Origin of the sequence: Paenibacillus sp. DMB5 (assembly GCF_001517085.1) — a bacterium.
Taxonomy (GTDB): Bacteria; Bacillota; Bacilli; order Paenibacillales; family Paenibacillaceae; genus Paenibacillus_AQ.
The window spans coordinates 1-20062 of sequence record NZ_LRAC01000030.1 but is presented as its reverse complement, the minus strand read 5'-3'; the positions used below and the strand labels follow the sequence as shown (position 1 = coordinate 20062).

At 47.6% G+C, this 20062-nt stretch carries 24 protein-coding genes; 7 read left to right on the top strand and 17 right to left on the bottom strand.

Annotated elements, in window-relative coordinates:
- Nucleotides 1-7: 7 nt before the first annotated feature.
- The gene (locus AWJ19_RS06055) at nt 8-217 is read right to left on the bottom strand and encodes a hypothetical protein (RefSeq protein WP_068722154.1); all 210 of its coding nucleotides are present in this window, start codon (nt 215-217) and stop codon (nt 8-10) included.
- A 226-nt stretch (nt 218-443) separates the two neighbouring features.
- Here AWJ19_RS06055 and AWJ19_RS06050 point away from each other — a divergent pair, with 226 nt between their 5' ends.
- On the top strand, nt 444-1013 hold the full coding sequence (locus tag AWJ19_RS06050) for a thymidine kinase (RefSeq protein ID WP_068722161.1): 570 nt from the start codon (nt 444-446) through the stop codon (nt 1011-1013).
- A gap of 57 nt (nt 1014-1070) precedes the next feature.
- Here the strand turns inward: AWJ19_RS06050 and AWJ19_RS06045 are convergent, their stop codons facing one another.
- Nucleotides 1071-1595, bottom strand: coding sequence for a DinB family protein (locus AWJ19_RS06045; RefSeq protein WP_068722153.1), 525 nt, complete (start codon nt 1593-1595; stop codon nt 1071-1073).
- Nucleotides 1596-1729: 134 nt separating this feature from the next.
- Between AWJ19_RS06045 and AWJ19_RS06040 the strand changes: the two genes are divergently transcribed.
- The 5 genes from AWJ19_RS06040 to sda all read left to right on the top strand — a co-directional run bounded on the left by AWJ19_RS06040 (nt 1730) and on the right by sda (nt 3771).
- A complete protein-coding gene (locus tag AWJ19_RS06040; RefSeq protein WP_128083515.1) occupies nt 1730-2395 on the top strand; it encodes a hypothetical protein in 666 nt (221 codons plus the stop codon).
- Nucleotides 2376-2903, top strand: a complete 528-nt coding sequence (locus tag AWJ19_RS06035; RefSeq protein WP_082707724.1) for an accessory gene regulator B family protein — start codon at nt 2376-2378, stop codon at nt 2901-2903. Before AWJ19_RS06040 ends, AWJ19_RS06035 begins: the two co-directional genes overlap by 20 nt.
- Nucleotides 2900-3019, top strand: a complete 120-nt coding sequence (locus AWJ19_RS34585) for a cyclic lactone autoinducer peptide (protein ID WP_128083514.1) — start codon at nt 2900-2902, stop codon at nt 3017-3019. The genes AWJ19_RS06035 and AWJ19_RS34585 overlap by 4 nt, the downstream gene beginning before the upstream one ends.
- 21 nt (nt 3020-3040) lie before the next feature.
- A complete protein-coding gene (locus AWJ19_RS06030; protein WP_068722150.1) occupies nt 3041-3376 on the top strand; it encodes a LytTR family DNA-binding domain-containing protein in 336 nt (111 codons plus the stop codon).
- A 215-nt stretch (nt 3377-3591) separates the two neighbouring features.
- Entirely contained in the window at nt 3592-3771 is a 180-nt protein-coding gene (gene sda / locus AWJ19_RS06025) for a sporulation histidine kinase inhibitor Sda (RefSeq protein WP_068722149.1), read from the top strand.
- A gap of 135 nt (nt 3772-3906) precedes the next feature.
- Here sda and AWJ19_RS06020 read toward each other — a convergent pair whose 3' ends face one another.
- The 3 genes from AWJ19_RS06020 to AWJ19_RS06010 form a co-directional block, all read right to left on the bottom strand.
- Complete coding sequence (locus AWJ19_RS06020; RefSeq protein ID WP_068722148.1) at nt 3907-4215, bottom strand: hypothetical protein; 309 nt, start codon at nt 4213-4215, stop codon at nt 3907-3909.
- A gap of 285 nt (nt 4216-4500) precedes the next feature.
- A complete protein-coding gene (locus AWJ19_RS06015; protein ID WP_068722147.1) occupies nt 4501-5505 on the bottom strand; it encodes a glycosyltransferase in 1005 nt (334 codons plus the stop codon).
- A 20-nt stretch (nt 5506-5525) separates the two neighbouring features.
- Nucleotides 5526-7058: a sugar isomerase gene (locus tag AWJ19_RS06010; protein WP_068722146.1), complete on the bottom strand. Its 1533-nt coding sequence runs from the start codon at nt 7056-7058 to the stop codon at nt 5526-5528.
- Nucleotides 7059-7433: 375 nt separating this feature from the next.
- Between AWJ19_RS06010 and AWJ19_RS06005 the strand changes: the two genes are divergently transcribed.
- Nucleotides 7434-9176 (top strand): ATP-binding cassette domain-containing protein, encoded by a 1743-nt coding sequence (locus tag AWJ19_RS06005; protein ID WP_068722145.1) that lies wholly within the window; start codon nt 7434-7436, stop codon nt 9174-9176.
- 169 nt (nt 9177-9345) lie between these two features.
- On the opposite strand, the gene AWJ19_RS06000 is transcribed toward AWJ19_RS06005, so the two are convergent.
- The 12 genes from AWJ19_RS06000 to AWJ19_RS05945 all read right to left on the bottom strand — a co-directional run.
- Entirely contained in the window at nt 9346-9765 is a 420-nt protein-coding gene (locus tag AWJ19_RS06000; protein ID WP_068722144.1) for a hypothetical protein, read from the bottom strand.
- A gap of 58 nt (nt 9766-9823) precedes the next feature.
- Nucleotides 9824-10291: a hypothetical protein gene (locus AWJ19_RS05995; protein ID WP_068722143.1), complete on the bottom strand. Its 468-nt coding sequence runs from the start codon at nt 10289-10291 to the stop codon at nt 9824-9826.
- Nucleotides 10292-10477: 186 nt separating this feature from the next.
- Complete coding sequence (spo0A, locus tag AWJ19_RS05990) at nt 10478-11311, bottom strand: sporulation transcription factor Spo0A (RefSeq protein WP_068722142.1); 834 nt, start codon at nt 11309-11311, stop codon at nt 10478-10480.
- A gap of 197 nt (nt 11312-11508) precedes the next feature.
- The gene (spoIVB, locus tag AWJ19_RS05985) at nt 11509-12645 is read right to left on the bottom strand and encodes a SpoIVB peptidase (protein WP_241781619.1); all 1137 of its coding nucleotides are present in this window, start codon (nt 12643-12645) and stop codon (nt 11509-11511) included.
- A gap of 114 nt (nt 12646-12759) precedes the next feature.
- The gene (gene recN / locus AWJ19_RS05980; RefSeq protein ID WP_068722140.1) at nt 12760-14487 is read right to left on the bottom strand and encodes a DNA repair protein RecN; all 1728 of its coding nucleotides are present in this window, start codon (nt 14485-14487) and stop codon (nt 12760-12762) included.
- A gap of 60 nt (nt 14488-14547) precedes the next feature.
- Nucleotides 14548-14997, bottom strand: a complete 450-nt coding sequence (argR, locus tag AWJ19_RS05975) for a transcriptional regulator ArgR (protein ID WP_068722139.1) — start codon at nt 14995-14997, stop codon at nt 14548-14550.
- Between the two features lie 28 nt (nt 14998-15025).
- Complete coding sequence (locus AWJ19_RS05970; RefSeq protein ID WP_068722138.1) at nt 15026-15496, bottom strand: hypothetical protein; 471 nt, start codon at nt 15494-15496, stop codon at nt 15026-15028.
- 111 nt (nt 15497-15607) lie between these two features.
- Nucleotides 15608-16489: a TlyA family RNA methyltransferase gene (locus tag AWJ19_RS05965; RefSeq protein WP_068722137.1), complete on the bottom strand. Its 882-nt coding sequence runs from the start codon at nt 16487-16489 to the stop codon at nt 15608-15610.
- Between the two features lie 46 nt (nt 16490-16535).
- Nucleotides 16536-18443, bottom strand: coding sequence for a 1-deoxy-D-xylulose-5-phosphate synthase (dxs, locus tag AWJ19_RS05960; protein WP_068722136.1), 1908 nt, complete (start codon nt 18441-18443; stop codon nt 16536-16538).
- 94 nt (nt 18444-18537) lie between these two features.
- Entirely contained in the window at nt 18538-19455 is a 918-nt protein-coding gene (locus AWJ19_RS05955; RefSeq protein ID WP_068722160.1) for a polyprenyl synthetase family protein, read from the bottom strand.
- A gap of 13 nt (nt 19456-19468) precedes the next feature.
- A complete protein-coding gene (gene xseB / locus AWJ19_RS05950; RefSeq protein ID WP_068722135.1) occupies nt 19469-19726 on the bottom strand; it encodes an exodeoxyribonuclease VII small subunit in 258 nt (85 codons plus the stop codon).
- Nucleotides 19698-20062, bottom strand: a 365-nt coding sequence (locus tag AWJ19_RS05945) for an exodeoxyribonuclease VII large subunit (RefSeq protein WP_277815784.1), incomplete at its 5' end; no start/stop codon positions are given. The genes AWJ19_RS05945 and xseB, both read right to left, overlap by 29 nt.

Genomic DNA, 20062 nt, shown 5'->3' with positions numbered 1-20062 from the left:
CGTCAATTTATTCGTATAGCGCATCCCTTAATCTTGTTGACATTGCCGAACCCTGTCCGTTTTTCAGAATGACCCGGCGCAGCGCCTTGTTGCTGCGGCTGAGCTCCGTAAGCTCCTCAAGCATGTCCGACAGCAGCTCCTGCACCTCCTCTGATAAACCGCCATCCTCGCGGACCGCGGCCACCCGTTCCTTATATTGCTCCAATTTCTCCGGCACTTAACATAACTTCCTTCCTGTGAATGGTTCTTCCGCTAAAAACACACGTGCGTATATTATAGCATAACCTGAGGACCCGCCCTATGGCGGGAAATGTCTCACAAGAAATATGCCGAATCCGGCACTTTTTTCACTGGCTACTTTAAATGGACATATGATACTCTAATAAAGTCGCATTTTTCGGCATACTACACTCTTAGGGACAAGAGCGAAAGGACAGATGGACGTGGCACAGTTGTTTTACAGATACGGCGCAATGAACAGCGGGAAATCCATAGAGATACTTAAGGTAGCCCATAATTACGAGGAGCAGGGCAAGTCGGTGCTCATCTTCACCCCATCCATTGATGACCGGGACGAGGTCGGGTATATTTCCTCCCGTATCGGACTGCGCAAGCAGGCCATTGCTATTGACGAAAATACGGATATTTACGGCATTGTAAGCAGCAACCTGCCTAAGCCCCACTGCGTGCTGATTGACGAGTGCCAGTTCCTCACCAAAGACTGCATTCTTCAGCTTGTAAGGATTGTTGATGAACTGAACATCCCGGTTATGGCCTTCGGCCTGAAGAATGACTTCCAGAACAACCTTTTTGAAGGCAGCAAATACATGCTGATCTATGCCGATAAAATCGAAGAAATGAAGACCATCTGCTGGTTCTGCGAACGCAAGGCAACGATGGCCCTCCGCGTGGAGAACGGCAAGCCGGTCTACAGCGGCAAGCAGATCCAGATCGGCGGCAATGAAGCTTATTACCCCGTCTGCCGCAAATGTCACAAGAATCCGCCTCTATAGCAGCAAAAAAAAGCATTCCATCACCGTTTGGAAACGGGTGGAATGCTTTTTTATTATTTATGCCTGGTTCAGATACCGCTCCTGCAATATATTCATGTGATGTCTCTCATGTCCAACAATCATACAGGCCTGGGCTCTGACGGTCACAGGCACGGAATAGAAATTTCCGGCACGGGTCCAGACGTAATCCGGCAGGCTTTCCAGCAGAGCAAGTGTCGATTCCCGGACAATCCGGTAATGCAGCACCAGCTGCTTCAGGGTAAAGCGGTCAAAATTTCCGGCGACAACATAATCCTTCTCTTCATATCCAGGCAACGGTGCCTGCTCGCCTCTGGCAAAACAGAGCAGCCGGTAGGACATAATGCGGTCATTATCGGTCAGGTGGCCGACCATCTCCTTTATGCTCCACTTCTCCGGCGCGTATCTGTAATTCCCCTGTTCTTCACTAAGCCCATCCAGCAGCGCAAAAACCTCCTTGGACTGCTCACGGAGAATCGTAATAAGGTCACCCTCCGGCGGCACTAAAGAGATATAAGTTTCCTGAAATTCCATGTATTCGCCTTGCTCCGGACGCTGGTTCATATAAACTGCCCCTCCCACCTAAATTTATGAAGATTTTGTTGAAAAGTGTAAATTGCTATTGTTGTATTTTAGTATATTATGTATAATCTTTGCAAGAATAAGGAAGAGTCAACTTGTTTACCGGGAGTGTAGATATGCTTGAATTTCTGCTGTATATGTTCTTCTCTGTCCTGGAAACTTTCGCGATGTTTTTCTTGGCCTTCAGCTTGTTCAAGATTGATTTCTACCCGATAGAAATGATATTTGCAGGGGTTATAATGGCCTTTTTTTCCTTTGTTATTCGTGTCAATTATAAATGGGTAGAAGCAGATATCATCGTACAATATGCTCTAATGTTCTGTTTCTTCTGGATGTTGTTTAGGATTCATCTGTTTTATGCAGCCATATTAACCGGTATGGCCTACCAGACCTATTCCTTTATTCAAGTTGTTTTTATTATACTCTTTAATAGAGTCGGATTTTTTTCAACACACACTTTTTACGGCATTGATATTAGTGCATATTTCATGCAGATAACAAGTGCTGCTACAGGTATTCTTATGGGACTATACATAGTAAGAAAGCGTAAGGGATTTGATTTTGTTCCGGATAAGCCCAACGGCTTAATTAAAATCAGCAGACGTGAGAAACTCCTGTTCATATTAAATCTTCCTACTGCTGCAATTGTAATTTCCATTATGTATCTCTTTAACTCAGGTTACTTTCTAGCTGTACCAATAATATACGGTTTTCTGCTGTCTTGCTATCTTTATCTATCTTATACTAAGGACAGAAGTGAAGATGAATATGTTAAGCTATAAGCTTGCCGTGGCAATCAAGCAGGCTAACCCCCAAGAAACCAGTTCTATAGAAGTCATGCAGTACGCCTTGAATATCATTTTGAACAGTCTGCTGATCGTCATTATCTCACTGCTGATCGGCTGGTTTACAGGGAAGCTGCCTGATACCGCACTCTCCCTAACCAGCTTTGCTCTACTACGATTTTTCAGCGGAGGCAGACATCTCAAAACAGCTGCTGCATGCAATCTTTTCTCTATTACCCTATGCTCTCTTCTACCTCATATTTCATATCTGATCCAGGATTATTTATGGATATTTACAACTACATCTTTGATGCTAATGCTGGTCTTCGCTCCAAATCCTGACGTTAATGCACAGATCCCACACCACTTGTATAAATGGATGAAGCTAGTTTCTCTGTTAATGGTCACTTCCAATCTTTTCGTTTCTTCGTCTGTCATCGGGTTGGCATTTTTTGCACAATCCTTAACAGTAATCACTTTAAAGAACAGGAGGAGCCCACAATGAAGAAAACAATCGCCCGCTATGCGTCCAAAACTTTAGCTTCGTCTGCACGTCTTTTCTCAACCGTATTGAAGCCTTTCGCTCACAGCCCAGAAGCACCGCAAGAACTCCGTAAGTAATCCAACAAGGATGGGGAAAACATGCGTGTCTTACAAAACGACGGTTCTTCCCTGGATATCAGGGAGGAAGACATATTGTATTTTTCCAGCTATAAAAATGCAATATTCGTCCATACGAAAGAAGGCGAATTTGTTTTCCCCACTACTCTTTCCGATCTGCTGATTGCATACAAGGGTAAAGGATTCGAACGCCTTGACCGTAACAATGTCGTTAGCCTGAACAAGGTGAACGCGTATGACGCCGAGCGCAAAATTGTCCATTTTATTGAAGGTGAACAATTTGCAACAGTATCGGAGTCCAATGAACCCCGTATCAAGCGTTTTCTTGCTGAATCATCAGAAGAAGCAGCAGATTGAATGAGTTGCAGTATCGAATCTTTTCAATATCCCGGTATCGATTACGATACCGGGATATTCCATTGTGAAGCGGTCAAATATTATGACATAATAACCATGTTATGTAAAGAGTAATTCGCAGGGTGAATGACAGGAGACGGATTTCCTTCCAAATGGTACCATTTAAATAAGTTAGCTATAATTTGGATCATTATACCTATTGATGGAGGAATCTAATGGATTATTATTTTCATCCTTCTCCGCGCCCCTCATCACTCGAACTACTATCTGACGAGCAGCTATTGAACATCTACGAATTGGCGGTGGAGGCTAAGGCTTCACCTGATTTTATTGAAATCATCATGAATATTCTGACCGAAAGAAAATTAATACCTTCGGATTATTTGGATGCGTGAATTCAATACAATCGGTACACTTCTACATATATTTTTGTTCACAATGTATATTTACCACAAGTCAAAAGCCATCCTCTTCTGATTAAGAAGGGATGGCTTTTGTGCAGGATCGGATATAAATCCGTCCTTGTTCTGCTATTCTATAACTTCTGTCTTGAATACATTGTCCAATTTGCCGCCAAGTCTTTTCTTGAGCGGTACTTTAATATCACGGCTCAATTCCTTGAAGAAGGTATCCACATCACAGTTCACATTCTGTGCCATTACAATGACCGTACCGTCTGCCACTATATTGTGGTTGACCTCATGCGGCACATCAACCTCAATGTCATATTTCTTGGTCAAGGTCTTCAGATACCGCGCAAAAATTTCCAGCAGCTCTTCGTTGCTGAAATTCTCAACCGCTGCTTTTCCCTTAGGAGTAAACTTTACGTTAATTCTCATTTGTGGATTCCCCTTTTCTGTTGAACCATTTTTTGTTGGCTTTATGGATCAGGATGAATAGATGGCTGCAAGAAAGGGCAACATTATTCATTTTTGCTAAAAAGACGTATTTAATACTCTGTAAGAATATCTTTCACAACTTTTTTTAATACCATACCGCCCCGGCTGAATTCAGATGCAACGATTGTCCCTTTATAAAATCGCACCTGCTACTATCATAACACAAAAATAAAACACTCCTCTATTGGATTTTAATTTCCAACAAAGGAGTGTGGTTCAGCTTGCTTATCCGATTTTATTATTTCTAAGTACCACGAATGCAAATTTGAATAAATGTGCATATAATCGCTTGTTAAGGAACAGCAGGCTGATGCTCATTTTATTTTTGAAGCCCAAGGTATTATCCTGGAAAAACGGATTAATGTTGCTTTTTAAAAAGGCGATGAACTCTTCGCAGCGCTCATCATTTACCTTAATGCCTTTTTTGATGTAATAATTGTAGTAGTTAAAGCCATACTCCACTACATTATCCAGGTATTGCTTGGAGATATCATGATAGGGAGTATTCTTCCCGTCTGACTTAAGATCATTGTAACGGTCAATTACAGCCAGGTAGTAGTTATAGAAGCTGTTGTCATCCCATACCTGTGTAATACTGCCGCCTCTTTGCAGATAATAATATTTCGGGTCCCAGACCCGGACGGATTTATTGGCGTTTTTGAACAGGAAATACATGGCCCACAGATCCTCATAAATTTTGCCGACCGGGAAACGGAGGTTTTCGAACAGCTCCCGTTTGAACAGTTTATTCCATAAGTAGCTCTGTATTTCAACATCCTCGACGATTTTTTGTACACCTTCCACGTTGCTGTAAACAATCTCTCCTTCAAAATATTCATACAACGGTTCAGTTGAATCATCTGTCACCACATAGTGGCCGCAAATGGAAATATCGGCATCATGCTTCTCGCTTAAGTTGTACAATAGCTCAAACATATCCGGTGCCAGCCAGTCATCACTGTCTGCAAAGCCTATATATTTGCCTCTGGCAATATCAAGCCCGCAGTTTCTGGCTTCAGAAACGCCGCCGTTCTTTTTATGAATCACATGCACCCTGCTGTCCTGACTTGCATAATGGTCACAGATCTGAGGGGATTTGTCCGGAGAGCCGTCATTAATCAAAATCAACTCAAAGTCCGTAAAGGTCTGCGCCAGTATCGATTCGATACATTTCGGCAAATAGTCAGCTACATTATACACCGGAACTATAATACTGATTTGCGGTTCCATTCTAATACCCCCATCTTCTTTTAGTATTGCCGCCCTGCTTTGCGGATTTTAAATTTGGCAAGGAGCGGACCAAGCATTTCCTGAAGCATGCCGGCATCCGGTCTGCTGAGCCAAAGACCAGCTATAAAGAACAGCGGGACCAGCGTAACCGATAACACAGCAGCGTCTAAAATAAACATTGTGTATGAATGCGGAGTTACCATAAAATCAAACTGTTTCGTTACAGCAATGATGATTACGGAAACAAGCAGATTAATAATCCATTTCTTGTAGGTGATCCAGGAGCTTCTTTTCAACAATTTGCTATTCGTGTACCATACTATATCAATTAGCCGGTAAGTTAAAGCGACCATGGTCCCAAACAGCACCCCGTAGGCGCCAAACGGAAACACCAGTATCAATGAGAGAACAAAGTTTATAGAGGTCTCCAGAATCGATCTCCACTGTGTTTTGCGGAAATGGCCGACGATATCGATCACCAGGTCGGAAGATAACCGGGCATTGAAGAGGAGCTTCACCCCTGCAAACAATAATGGCAGGAGCACATCAATATAGTTGGTATCTTCAATCCCTGAGGTATACAGCCTCATAAAAGGCAGGATCAGGATCGTCGTTATCGTCAGAAGGGCAAACACCAGCGAGATGTAGGACGACTCGAAGAGGTTGAACATCTTTACAAATTTCGGAAAATTATTGTTGTATTTCTGGCCTAAAGCGAACTTGAAGCTGTCCCGGATGGTAAAGGTTACCCTCTCCACGACGCCAAAGATCATATTGTACATCATATATACACTTACAACCTTCAGGTTTGTGAACAGGGTGAGCAGGACAACATCTGTATTCTTAAATACGAGATAAGACAGCTCGTGGATCAGAACGGAATTCTTTTGGCTGATGGCCTGATAATCCGGTGTAGTCTTGAAATTGATCCATTTGTAATGCTTTTTCATATAGATCTGGTACACGATAATTTGGACAATGGTGATCACAAAATAAACCGCCTGAACCAGAATAATATCAAAGCCGTTCAGCATTAAAATGATTCGGATCACGTTGTTCACAATCGTGGAAAGTGCCGTTACGGAAGCCTCGATGTAGTTCTTGCCCTCAGCAAGCAATAGAACCCTGAACTTCCCCTGAAAATAGTAATTAACCGCCCCGCCCAGTCCGCTCAATAATACAATAGCCATAACTGTGAAGTTGCTGAAGCCTGAGCTGACAACAAGGGGATAGCCGATCGAGATCAGGATGACCGCGATAAAATAATACCATCCTGTTTTGCGGTAATAAGACGAGGTTGCAGTCAGTATTTCGTTGATTTTGGACTTGTCATTATTTCCGATATGCTTGTAAAGCGCCTGTATGGAGGCGGCACCTACACCTGCTTCCAGCAAAGACAAGTATGTAATGACCTGTACGACAGACGTTATGAGACCGTTAGCCTCCGAACCATAGGTAAGGATAATTAACCGCGGGATATAGAACCCCAGTCCGATCACAATCAATTGGCTTAGAACACCGACCAATACATTTAATATGCTTTTTTTGGCCATCCGTCTCTTTCCCCTTCACACTAATGTGATTGCTACAATGTATTGGTGTTCTTTTCGTGAAAATTACTGAATCCTTTCATTTTTTACAATGATTATACACGCATGAACCCAATTTGCATGTCGAAAAATGTTGCAAATTTAAATTTTAGATACCCAAAACGGTAAAACCATATGTATTCATCAGGCGGGTACAGATTAGCTGCTTTTTAATTAACCATTTTGTAGCGGGGTAGAATCATATACAGGGATCAGCAATGGCATATTATAATAAAATGAATTGATGTTAGCTGAAATCAGTGTTATTCTAACAACTTAAATGCCACTCGCAATCCAATAATAATAGTCCCCATTTTGGTTATAAGGAAAGGTAATATTATGATAAAAGTTGAACACTTATCCTTCTCGTTTCCGCAAAAAGAACTATATAACAACATTTCATTTACCCTTGAAGAAGCACAGCATTGCGCTTTTATAGGCACAAGCGGCAGCGGGAAAAGCACACTGGTCGATATATTGATGGATCCGGAAAGATATTTGTACGAAGGCAGGCTAGAGATAGAACCCTCCTGCACAATCGGGTATGTAAGCCAGTTCTCGCAGCTGGACAAATCTGAAGAAACAACGGTTTTTGAATATATAGGAGAAGCCTTTATTAAGCTTCAAAATGAAATAAATGCTATTCTCACTGAAATGGAGACATCCGCCGATATTGAGCCGTTACTTGAGAAGTATCAGCTGGCGTTAGACGCTTTTGATTTGATCGGCGGAGATGATTTTGAAAGCAATATTAATAAGAAGCTAAACCTGGCAAACCTCATGAAGCTGAAAGATCTTAGGGTGTCTGAGCTGAGCGGCGGAGAATTCAAGCTGATCCAAGTCATGAAGGAAATGCTTAGCAGTCCAGACTTGATGATTATGGACGAGCCGGATGTATTCTTAGATTTTGAAAACCTAAATGCGCTTAAAAATCTTATCAACTCCCACAAAGGCATACTGCTGGTCATCACGCACAACCGTTACTTGCTCAATCATTGCTTCAACAAAATCATTCACCTTGAAAACATGGAGATCCAGGAGTTTGACGGGCGGTATATTGATTATAATTTCTCTTTACTTCAGACTAAGATCGAATCACAGGAGCTGGCAATCGCTGAAGAGGAAGAAATCAAGCGAAACGACAATATCATTGACAATCTTAGAGCCAGCGCAACCTATAACTCGGAAGCATCCAGAGGCAGAGCGCTAAAAGCAAGAGTGAAATTTCAGGAAAGACTGGAAGCCCGCAGAATTAAAGCTCCTTTCGTCGATATTAAGCAGCCGAAGATCCGTTTCGGCATGGGACATGAACTTGAAAACGACACTGTTGTAATAAAAGTTAATGATTACAGCGTTTCCTTTGATGAACTGCTTTTAGAAAATGTCAGCTTTGAGGTCAAGTCCTCGGATAAAGTAGCCATTATCGGTCCTAACGGTACAGGGAAAACAACCTTGCTCCGGGAGATTGTTAAGCATAACCACAGTTCCATTGAAGTGAATCCTGATGCTAAAGTCGCTTACTTATCCCAGCTTCAAGGCGAAGTGCTAAACGATTCTAACACCATACTTGAGGAATTTATCGAAGCGGGGTTCGATACTTATGATAAGGTACGGTCATATCTTACTGACTATGGCTTTGAAGGAGAAATCCTTACCCAGAAGATAGAATCGTTATCCGGCGGAGAAAAAAACCTGCTCCAATTGGCCAAGGTTTCTGCCAGTAACGCAAATGTACTGCTGCTTGATGAACCGACAAGCCATTTGGACACCTATGCACAAATCGCATTGGAGAAAGCTATCCAAGAGTATAAGGGTGCCATTCTTATGATTTCACATGACTTCTATTCTGTCGTAAACGGGATGGATTATGTGCTGATCATTGAGGATAAGACGATTAGAAAAATGAGTATGCGCAAATTCAGAAAGATGATTTATGCCAGTCATTTTGATAAAGACTATTTAGAAGCAGAGCAGAACAAAAAAGCAGTGGAAATGAAAATTGAACTGGCTTTGAAGGAAAAGAACTTTGAGCTTGCAAAAGTGTTGGCGGGGGAGCTTGAGGAGCTGATTAAGCTCCTGTAAATAGGGCGTTGGGTAAATATAAAAGACACTGATGAGCGGGCTCTCAGTGTCTTTTTGCTGTTAATTGAGGTGCAGCTCACTTAGCGGGTCGTTCCATCCTTCAACTACACCGTTATTAAAGTTCACCGTTGCTGATCCATAATACCATGTATCCCCGCTATTCATAATTCTATTTGGCGTTCGCACCATGATTTGCAGAATAAAACACTGATGTTCCGTCTGCGTACGTTGGCTGAGTTGTTTCAGGGGGAGCTGCATTAACAATTTCATCTTTTGCATGTTGCAGTTCATTCAAGACACTGTTCATTACATTGTTCCTGATAGATTCACTTTGCCCTTCCATGGCGTCAATAACCTGCTGTTTATACTCGGCGAATAAATCCAACGCATGATCGTAGTCATCGGCATCCTGCCAGCCATTTATCGTCAGGATCTTTGCATCTCCTGTAATCCGGTTTATTTTAACAGGAAAACGTTGATCTAACTTCTCATACTTATACAAGCCCGGATAGATCACAAGACCAAATATAATGACTCCTATTAAAACAAATGAATAGCGAATAATAATTTTACTGGACTCTTTTTCCATAACCATGCACTCCATCATAACCACATCGGCTGCGGAATTTGCTGCATACTTTTGGTTTCTATATATTGTTAAGGGCATCTGTTGAATATATTCCGTTTAAGCCTGCAGCTTCTGTGTCCGTTAATGCTTCTCCTTCTTCAATCTTGCTTTTTAGAGCAGCAATATCCGGAAAGACGGAATATGGATTATTATTTTGCCGTGACCCGTTAATAAAGTAGTCTATATCGAGCAATATTAGTTCCTGCTGTACACCGGTTAATACATTATTTTTAATGGGAAAGCCCGTTTCGATAACTATTCTTCTTTTTGAAACAGCCAGCTTTTTGTGCAGACTGTTCACACCCAGATATGCTGCCAGACACACAATAAATGCTGAGCCTGAAATAATTCCTGTTTTGCGGGTCACGCCGTTTAAGATCAGACTGGCAATGATGGTTACCGCACACAGAAAGATCGTCTGGCCTTTTAATTTAAATTTGAAATCGCGGCGCTTATAAATAATATACTGAAGTGATTCTTCCTTCAAAACACATTCTCCTTTAATGGGGTATTTCGTTATAACAAGCTAATTGTATTACATAATGCGTAACTGTCAAATCATTTGAATCCTTCATTGTTCTTGCTGCAAAAATAAAACCCAATAAACCAAAAAAGGTTTATCGGGTGTGGGAGTCTCCTTCAATTCCATCTACGTATCCTGATCCTTACCCTTTCAAGACACCTTATGCTCAATCCGCAGCTTGTCGGCTACCATGGCAATAAATTCCGAGTTAGTCGGCTTGGATTTGGAGATATTAATGGTATAGCCGAACAGGTGGGAGATGCTGTCGATGTTACCACGGGTCCAGGCGACTTCAATCGCATGGCGGATAGCCCGTTCAACACGGGATGGCGTGGTTTTGAACTTCTCCGCAATAGCCGGGTAGAGTGTTTTGGTAATCGCTCCAAGGATTTCAATATTGTTGTACACCATGGTGATCGCTTCACGCAGATACTGGTAGCCTTTAATATGCGCAGGCACACCAATCTCATGAATAATGGAGGTAATGTTCGCGTCCAGGTTCTTGCCCTTGGAGAGCGGCACTACGTTGGTGCCGGACGATGAGCCCGTTGGGCGTGAGCCTACAAAGCCCGCCATATTCGAAGAGCTGCTCATGCTGCCCTGTGTACCGACGAGCTGACGCACACGGTTGGCCAGAACCTCCATGTCAAACGGCTTCAAAATATAATAAGACGCGCCAAGCTGCACAGCTCTTTGAGTGATGTTCTCCTGACCAAATGCAGTCAGCATGATGATCTTCGGCTGCGGGTTAAGATCCATATCACGCAGGCGTTCAAGAACGCCGAGTCCGTCCAGGTGCGGCATGATAATATCTAGGATCAGTACATCCGGAATCTTTCTTGCCCCGCTAAGCATCTGAAGCACTTCTTCTCCATTATAAGCGATGCCTGTAACGGTCATATCTTCCTGTTCCGTAATGTATTCGGCAAGCAAGTTCGTAAACTCCCTATTATCATCTGCCAACAACACTTCAATATTCTGCACTGGCTGCTTCCTCCTTATTCATATCTGCTATTCTTTACCACATTTTTATCGCACTCCTTAGGTTTTCGACATGCCCTTCAAATATCCTTCTGTCGAAAATTATTTTTCTTTATTTTTTTTCGCCGTTGGATTATAATTAAATATTTTATTTCAACATTCGATTTATATCGCTGAGCTTCGACAAAAAAATCTTAAGGCTATACCGCCTTAAGATTATATGGGGAAAGATCAGTTTGCCCGGTGACACCGGAATCTTTTAGCATCCACTCGATAAAGCAGCCGTAGCCAGACTTCGGATCATTGACAAATACGTGGGTAACTGCACCGATCAAACGGCCGTTCTGCACGATCGGGCTGCCGCTCATGCCTTGGACAATACCGCCGGTCTTATCAATCAGCCGCGGGTCGGTAATACGCAGCACCAGTCCTTTGGTGGCAGGAGTCTGCTGATGGGCGACATGGATAATCTCCACATTGAACCGCTCCACCTGCTGGCCGTCCACTACGGTAAGAATCTGGGCTGGGCCTTCCTTCACTTCACTGCTCTTCGCGATCGGAATCGGCTGCTTGTAAAGGCTGTGCTCAGGGTTCTTGGTCATTTTACCGAAGATACCGAAATCCGTATTGCTCTGCACATTACCCAGCACCTGGCTCTCCTTGAGAAAAACAGCCCGCTTCTCTCCCGGATCACCATCCTGGCTCTTGGAGATTGAGGTGACAGAGGACTGAACAATATGCCCGCTGCCGACTACAATCGGAGTTCCTGTGTTCATGTCCGTAATGACATGGCCCAGAGCGCCGTACACTCCCTGCTCCGGAGCATAAAAGGTCAGGGTGCCTACCCCAGCCGCTGAATCGCGGATGTACAGCCCCAGTCTCCATACCTTGTCATTACGGTCATACGCGGGCTTCAGCCTGGCTGTATGCTCCTTGCCGGCGCGTTTGTACACGATGGTCAAGGTTTCACCTGACTTTCCGGCCCGCTCGACCAGCTTCGCTACCTTGGATACCTCATTGAGCTTCACACCGTCGATGGAGACCATCAGATCTCCGGGCACCAGCCCGCTGTTCTCTCCGGGTGAAAGCTTGGACTGCTCAGATACTTCAATTAGATGATGGCCAACAACAAGAACACCTGCCGACTTCACTTTCACCCCGATCGTCTGGCCCCCCGGGATTACCTTGAGCTCCTGTTCTGCCGCTTGGGCTGCCGGCTTGGCCGGATGAGGGTCAAGCGGTGAGGCATAACTCTGGATGGGACCTGCTACACCGGATAAGCTGAGAAAGAAGGTGAATAAAAGGCCGGGCATTAACTTCCTGAGGTTCGGCTTCAATGGCTGTCACGCTCCCTTTTGCTTCTTTCGCTTGACGAAAAAGGTGGTCGCCAATTGCGTACCTATAAGATAACCTTGCCCCCAGGCTTTTATTACTGTCAATCATTGTCCCGCCTAGCTTATGGCTGCTTTGCTGGCCTCGGCCAGACTGAGCATTTCCTGGGCGTGATGCAGTGTTTTTTCAGTAATTTCGACGCCGCCCAGCATCCGGGCAAGCTCCATAATCCGCCCGCTCTCGTTAAGGGAATCAACCTCGGTCATGGTCCGTCCGTCCTCAACCTTTTTACGGATCAGGTACTGATGATCGGCCATACAGGCCACCTGCGGCAGATGTGTAATCGAGAACACCTGACAGGTGGACGACAGCTTGAACAGCTTATCGGCAATGGACTGGGCCGCGCGTCCGCTGACCCCGGTATCCACTTCATCAAAGACCAGTACAGGAATAGCATCGGTACGGGCAAAAATACTCTTCATCGCCAGCATGATCCGTGACAGCTCACCGCCGGAAGCGATTTTGCCAAGCGGCCGCAGCGGCTCACCCGGGTTCGGCGAGATCATGAACTCCGCACTGTCGATGCCCTGACGGGTCAGACGGTACCGGCGCTCCTGGTACTCCACGCCACGAGGGTCCTCCAGAAGGTCCAGCTTGACCTGCAGGGATGTCCGCTCCATCTGCAGATCCTTAAGCTCTCCTTCGACCTGGGTAGCAAGGTCTGCAGCACATTGTCTGCGCGCTTCAGTGAGCACCTGTGCCGCTTCCATTAATGTAGTGAGCAGGCTGTTGCGCTTCACGCTCAGCTTCTCGATGTATTCGTCCTTGTTCTCCAGCAGGTCCGTTTCCCGGTGTATCTGATCATAATACGCCAGAATCTGTTCCACACTGTCCCCATATTTACGGCGGAGGCCATTAATCAGATCGAGACGGTTCTCGATCTCCTCCAGCCGCACCGGATTGAACTCAATGTCCTCCCGGTAATCCCGCAGCTGAAAAGCGGCATCCTCCAGCTGGTAATAGGAGGACTGCAGCTGCTCCAGTACAGCCCGCAGCCCCTTTTCGTCGTAACGGACCGCATCCTCCAGCCGGGAGATTACTTTATTGATGGATTCGAGTCCCTGTTTGTCATACAGCAGGTCATATGCACCGGATACCGAATCCATCATTTTCTCGCTGTGGGATAGTTTGACCCGTTCTTCGGCAAGTAATTCATCTTCTCCCGGTTTTAACCCTGCCGAAGAAATTTCCTCAAGCTGAAAGCGGTACAAATCCAGCATTTGATAAGCCTTTTGACTGGACTCCTGAAGCTCCCGCAATTCCTTCTCCACCTTGGCAAAAGCGGTATACTTCTCCTGATAGTCAGCCTTCAGCGGACCGATCACCGCTTCCCCGTAAGTATCCAGCAGCCCGAGGTGACGTTCGGCCTTCAGCAGGTTCTGGTGCTCATGCTGGCCGTGAATGTTGACCAGCTGTTCTCCGATTTCCCGCAGCATACTCAAATTGACCATCTGCCCGTTAACACGTGACGTGCTTTTGCCGGTTGAAGTAATCTCACGCCGGATAATCAGATGCTCCTCAGGCTGGGCGTCAATGCCCAGACGCTCCAGCGTCTCCCATACCGGATGACCAGCAGGCAGGCTGAACAGCGCTTCCATTTCCGCCTTGTCACAGCCGTAACGGATGGAGTCTGCAGAGCCCCGTCCGCCGGCTACAAGCGCAAGCGCATCAATAATAATGGATTTCCCGGCGCCTGTTTCCCCTGTAAGCACATGAAATCCGGGATAAAAATGCACATCCACCGCTTCAACAACGGCCAGATTGCGGATCGATAATGTTTCTATCACTATAACTGCACCTCCGAAAAGATGATTCCCATGAATGGATCGATGCTGCGTCTATTTATTTCAGGAGATATATCCCATAATCTGCGAAATGACATCCTTGCTGTCCTCCGGAAGGCGGCAAATAATCAGAATGGTATCGTCGCCGGATATCGTACCCATAATCTGCGGCCAGTCAATATTGTCAATGAGCGCCGCCACCGAGTTTGCGGTTCCCGGGAGACATTTCATTACCACCAGGTTGCCCGATGAATCGATGTGGACGAAATTGTCCACCAGCACTCTTTTGAGCTTCTGGGTAGGATTGTAGCGCTGGTCTGTCGGCAGGGAATATTTGTATCTCCCGTCATCCATCGGCACCTTGATCAGGAGCAGCTCCTTGATATCACGCGATACGGTCGCCTGTGTGACCTGAAACCCTGCTTCGCGCAGCTCGTCCACCAGCTCATCCTGTGTTTCGATTTCCTTCTGTGTGATAATTTCACGAATCTTGATATGCCTGTGTCCCTTCATAGTGCCTCCTGTATTGTAAAAATGAATATTAAGCGGACTCTCCGTCATCCCTGCCAAAAGAAATCACATGGATGGCAGAGGACACCGTGTTGACATACAGCACTCCGCTGCAGTCAGGATAAATCAGCAGATAAGGCAGAAGTGCATCCCGGAGTGCGCTCCCTGTAAACTCCAGCTCCTTGCGGGGCCTGGACAAAATGACCAGATAATAGGAGCCGTCCTCTTTGGCGGCTACGTAATCAATAAACAGCCGGCTGTACATGGGGGCACCGTCTACATTAAAAGAAAGCGGGATCTTGAGCTTGCCGCCAATCACCTCATATCCTGCTGCCTCCAGCCACTCAATGGACGGGTGGGGAGCAATATCATTGTTGATCGGCACCCGGTCCTTCAGGAAGGAATCCGGCGAGCTCTGCAGCCACAGATAAATCCGGTACACCAGAAATATCACAACTGCCAATCCAATAAGCGCCACAACGGCTTTGTCAGAGCTTGCCACGCAAATCACCTCGGTGATTTATTCGCCCAGCCTGCCGGGAACTCCTGCAATACGTCAGCGCCAGCTGATTATTAGTCTTGGGTAAAAAATGACTTTTCAAGCAAAAGAAACTCATCGTTTCTTCGATGAGTTTCCGTTAGCTGCCGCAGTAAAGGTGGAAGCCGCTTCTTTGATGACGGTATCAGCCAGCAGTGCGAAGCTGTCAGCCGTATAACGGGGAGCAGACAATGCTTCTGAATCCGCCGGATCATCCGTCAGCTTCCAGTGTGCCAGAAATTCAATATTTCCTTCACCGCCGGTAATCGGCGAGAAGGTCAGATTCTCAAGCCGGTAACCCAGCTCTTCCGCCATAGTCAGTACATTGACGAGTACTTCCTTATGGACTGCAGAATCACGCACAACGCCTGATTTACCGACCTTTTCCCGGCCCGCCTCGAACTGCGGCTTAATAAGGGCGGCAATATCCGCCGGGCGGCTAAGCAGCGCTTTGAGCGGGGGAAGAATGATTTTGAGCGAGATAAAGGAGACATCAATGCTCGCGAAATCAGGCTCCGGACCCAGCAGATCCTGAGGTGTCATGTAGCGGAAATTCGTCCGCTCCATTACACTTACCCGCTCGTCGTTGCGAAGGCTCCAGTCCAGCTGGTTATAGCCGACATCAATGGCATAAACATGACTTGCCCCATGCTGCAAGGCGCAGTCGGTAAAGCCCCCGGTGGAGGAGCCGATATCCAGCATGACGCGTCCGGCCAGACTGATCTCAAATTTGCGGAGCGCTTTCTCCAGCTTGAGACCGCCGCGGCTGACATAAGGGTGCACAGCTCCTTTTACCTTCAGGACAGAGCTGCGGAGCACCTTCATGCCCGCTTTCTCGATTCGCTCCTCGTCCGCCAGCACAAGACCGGCCATAATGGCGGCCTTCGCCTTTTCACGGCTTTCATAAAAGCCCTGCTCCACCAGTAATACATCAATCCGTTCTTTAGGGTGTTCCATGTTCATCTCCTGATCATTCTTGGTCGCCAGCTTCCACTTCTGTTAATCAGGATGTGGAAGTCGACTTGTACGTATATTTGCTCAGCGCCTTCATTCCTTTGATCCGTGCACACAAGGCTTCAACGGTCAGGCCGGTCTGCTGGCGCTGCTCTTTGACAGAGCCATGCTCAATAAAGATATCCGGCACGCCCATCAGATGCACCCTTGCATCATAGATCTCCTGGGAAGCAAAGAACTCCAGCACGGCGCTGCCCAGGCTCCCTGCTTCGCTTGCCTCCTCCATGACAATCATTGAGGTTCCGGCATTAGCCAGCTCAAGCAGCATCGAATTGTCGAGCGGCTTCTGGAAGCGTGCATTTACGACTCCAACCTGAATACCTTCACGTTTCAAGAGCTCTGCCGCTTCTTCGGCAACCTGGACCATCGGTCCGCAGGCGAGCACAGCGTAATCATCGCCGGTACGCAGGCGTTCCCATGAGCCAATCGGGATCGTGTGCATCTCCTTGTCCAGAGCCACACCGGTTCCGTCAATCCGCGGATAACGGTAAGCAATCGGTCCGTCATTGTATTCCAGCGCCGTCTTCATCATGTGGCGCAGCTCATTCTCATCCTTAGGCATCATAATAACCATATTAGGGATATGACGCATAAAAGCGATATCATAGACGCCCTGATGGGTCTCGCCATCCGCACCGACAAAGCCTGCACGGTCAATGGCGAACATCACATTGGCGTTGTGGCGGCAGATGTCATGCAGAATCTGATCATAGGCCCGCTGCATGAAGGTGGAATACACCGCATATACCGGCTTCATTCCTTCCATAGCCAGCGCTGCGCAGAGCGTTGCCGCATGCTGCTCGGCAATGCCGACATCAATCATCCGGTCCGGGAATTCCTTGGCGAACGGGAACAGGCCGGAGCCTCCCGGCATGGCCGGAGTGACCGCGATCAGCCGTTTGTCCTCACGGCCCAGCTCAATCAGCGCCTCCCCGAATACCTCAGTGTACATCGGCGGCTTATCGACCGCCTTAAGGGATTGTCCAGATTCAATTTTGTATGGAGAAATGGCATGTGATTTGTAGAAATCGGTCTCAGCCGGCTTGTAGCCTTTGCCTTTGGTCGTCAGCACATGCACCAGTACAGGCCCGTGTACATTGTCTGCCTGATGGAAGGTGTCGATCATCTTCTCAATATCATGACCGTCTACCGGCCCGAGATAGGTGAAGCCCAGCTCCTCGAACAGCACGCCGGGTACCATCATATATTTGAGGCTGTCCTTCAGCTTCTCCGCCGTCTTGGCCAGCTTGCCGCCGATTGCCGGAATTCTCCGCAGCAGCCCTTCCACTTCATCCTTCGCCCGCAGGTAATGGCGGTCTGAACGGATTTTGCTCAGGTAATTGTGCATCGCCCCGACGTTCGGCGCAATGGACATCTCATTATCGTTCAGGATTACCATCAGCTTGCGACGTTCATGACCGATATGATTCAGCGCTTCAAAGGCCATCCCGCCGGTCAGCGCACCGTCACCGATCACAGCAATAACCTTGTTATCCTCGCCCTTGAGGTCACGCGCCATAGCCATACCCATAGCTGCAGACAGAGAGGTGCTGCTGTGTCCGGCTTCCCAGACATCATGCTCGCTCTCCGAGCGCTTCACAAAGCCGCACAGTCCGTCCTTCTTGCGGAGCGTGTCGAAGCGGTCCTGCCGTCCGGTCAGGATTTTGTGGACGTAAGCCTGGTGTCCTACATCATATATCATTTTATCCCGGGGACTGTCATAGCAGTAATGCAGCGCCAGCGTAAGCTCCACTACCCCCAGGTTGGATCCCAGATGCCCGCCGGTCACAGTCAGCTTCTCAATCAGAAACGTACGGATCTCCTCTGCAAGGGAGTTCAGCTCTGGCACTGATAACGATTTGAGTTGCTGCGGATCATTTATATTTGGAAGCAGCACGAGTCTTCCCCGCTTTCCTAGATGTTGTAAAATATAAACCCCATTATAACACAAACGAAACGGCTGTCGAAATACAGCCGCTTCGGAATTTTCTTTAATGGTCTCTGGACATCAGATAAGATGCGATTTCCAGCAGGCGTGAATTGTCATTGAAGCCCCCGCTGAGCACGGCGCTGCGGGCAGCTTCCGTCAGCCGTTCCACTTCAGCGCGTGAGGCCTCCAGCCCGATGAAGAACGGGTAAGTCACCTTTTGCTGCTTGATGTCGCTGCCCGTCTTCTTGCCGAGCTTGCCTTCGTCGCCAACCAGGTCAAGGATATCATCCTGCACCTGGAAAGCCAGGCCGATCTGCGTGCCGAATTCGCGCAGCGCTTCCAGCTGCGCAGGGTCTGCACCGGCGATCCGTCCGCCGGCCAGCATGGAGAATACGATCAGATCGCCGGTCTTGTGGCGGTGGATATACTGCAGCTGCTCCAGACTGGTGAGCCCCTGCTCGCCTTCCATATCGGCTACCTGTCCGCCGACCATACCGCGCGGGCCGGCCATTTCGGCCAGCTCCTCAACAATGGAGAGCACCTGCTCTGCAGGCACGCCATAGCGGCGGGAAGCCTGGACCACGCTGTAAAAAGCATGGGTCAGCAGCGCATCACCGGCCAGAATTGCCGTTGCTTCGCCGAATACTTTATGATTGGTGAGCTTACCCCGCCGGTAATCATCATTATCCATCGCCGGAAGATCGTCATGAATCAGCGAATAGGTATGCACCATCTCAATGGCCGCTGCTACCGGCAGCGCCGCTTCCCGGCTGCCGCCAAGCGCTTCGCAGGCTGCCACAACCAGCAGCGGACGCAGGCGCTTGCCTCCGGCCTGTAATGAATAGTTCATCGCATCCTTCAAATTGCCCGGGACGGTCCAGCCTTTCGGGAGGGTAGTCTCCAGCTCCTGCAGGACCGCTTCCGTTACTCCTGCGATATATTCCGGCAGCGGCTGGCGTTCCACGCCTGCAGCATTCATCTCCGCGTTATGCTCAGACCTGCTCATCGCTGTCCCCTTCCAGCCGGGCGCCGAAAGGCTTCTTGCGCAATTCCCCGTCCATCTCGGTAATCATTTCGATCTTGCGCTCCACCTGCTCCAGCTTGCTGCCGCACAGCTGCGACAGCTTCATTCCCTGCTGAAACAGGTCAATGGCCTTCTCCAGGGGAACGTCGCCGTGCTCAAGCTCACGGACGATTGCCTCCAGCTGCTCCATTGCCCCTTCAAAATCCAGTTCCGCTTCCTTTGTCATCGTCTTTGCCATCCTCCTTCATTCCCCAGACCTGGCAGCTAAGCTGTCCGTCATTCAGCTTTATGTTGACCACATCGCCGAGCTCAACTTCCTTCAGCGATTTGATTAAATGCTCTTCCTTCTCGTCATAGACGAGGCTGTATCCGCGCGACATGACCTTCAGCGGGCTGAGCGCGTCGAGCGAGCGCAGCTCCGAGACGTAGCGGGCACGCTTGTCCCGCAGGCGCGCCTGCATCGCCCCCGCAAGCTGGCGGGTGATGCCCTCGGTGCGCTGCCGGGCCGCATTCACGCTGGCCTGCGGGTGGAACCGCTGCAGCCTGGCGCGCACCACCGCCT

Bases quoted from the DNA above. Each gene is read 5' to 3' on its own strand.
- AWJ19_RS06045 (WP_068722153.1), bottom strand. From the start codon at position 1,595: ATGAACCAGCGTCCGGAGCAAGGCGAATACATGGAATTTCAGGAAACT.
- AWJ19_RS05955 (WP_068722160.1), bottom strand. From the start codon at position 19,455: ATGAATGCTGCAGGCGTGGAACGCCAGCCGCTGCCGGAATATATCGCA.
- argR (WP_068722139.1), bottom strand. From the start codon at position 14,997: ATGAAGGGACACAGGCATATCAAGATTCGTGAAATTATCACACAGAAG.
- AWJ19_RS34585 (WP_128083514.1), top strand. From the start codon at position 2,900: ATGAAGAAAACAATCGCCCGCTATGCGTCCAAAACTTTAGCTTCGTCT.
- xseB (WP_068722135.1), bottom strand. From the start codon at position 19,726: ATGACAAAGGAAGCGGAACTGGATTTTGAAGGGGCAATGGAGCAGCTG.
- AWJ19_RS06020 (WP_068722148.1), bottom strand. From the start codon at position 4,215: ATGAGAATTAACGTAAAGTTTACTCCTAAGGGAAAAGCAGCGGTTGAG.
- sda (WP_068722149.1), top strand. From the start codon at position 3,592: ATGGATTATTATTTTCATCCTTCTCCGCGCCCCTCATCACTCGAACTA.
- AWJ19_RS05965 (WP_068722137.1), bottom strand. From the start codon at position 16,489: ATGGAACACCCTAAAGAACGGATTGATGTATTACTGGTGGAGCAGGGC.
- AWJ19_RS06015 (WP_068722147.1), bottom strand. From the start codon at position 5,505: ATGGAACCGCAAATCAGTATTATAGTTCCGGTGTATAATGTAGCTGAC.
- AWJ19_RS06035 (WP_082707724.1), top strand. From the start codon at position 2,376: ATGAATATGTTAAGCTATAAGCTTGCCGTGGCAATCAAGCAGGCTAAC.
- AWJ19_RS06005 (WP_068722145.1), top strand. From the start codon at position 7,434: ATGATAAAAGTTGAACACTTATCCTTCTCGTTTCCGCAAAAAGAACTA.
- AWJ19_RS06010 (WP_068722146.1), bottom strand. From the start codon at position 7,058: ATGGCCAAAAAAAGCATATTAAATGTATTGGTCGGTGTTCTAAGCCAA.
- AWJ19_RS06000 (WP_068722144.1), bottom strand. From the start codon at position 9,765: ATGGAAAAAGAGTCCAGTAAAATTATTATTCGCTATTCATTTGTTTTA.
- AWJ19_RS06040 (WP_128083515.1), top strand. From the start codon at position 1,730: ATGCTTGAATTTCTGCTGTATATGTTCTTCTCTGTCCTGGAAACTTTC.
- AWJ19_RS06030 (WP_068722150.1), top strand. From the start codon at position 3,041: ATGCGTGTCTTACAAAACGACGGTTCTTCCCTGGATATCAGGGAGGAA.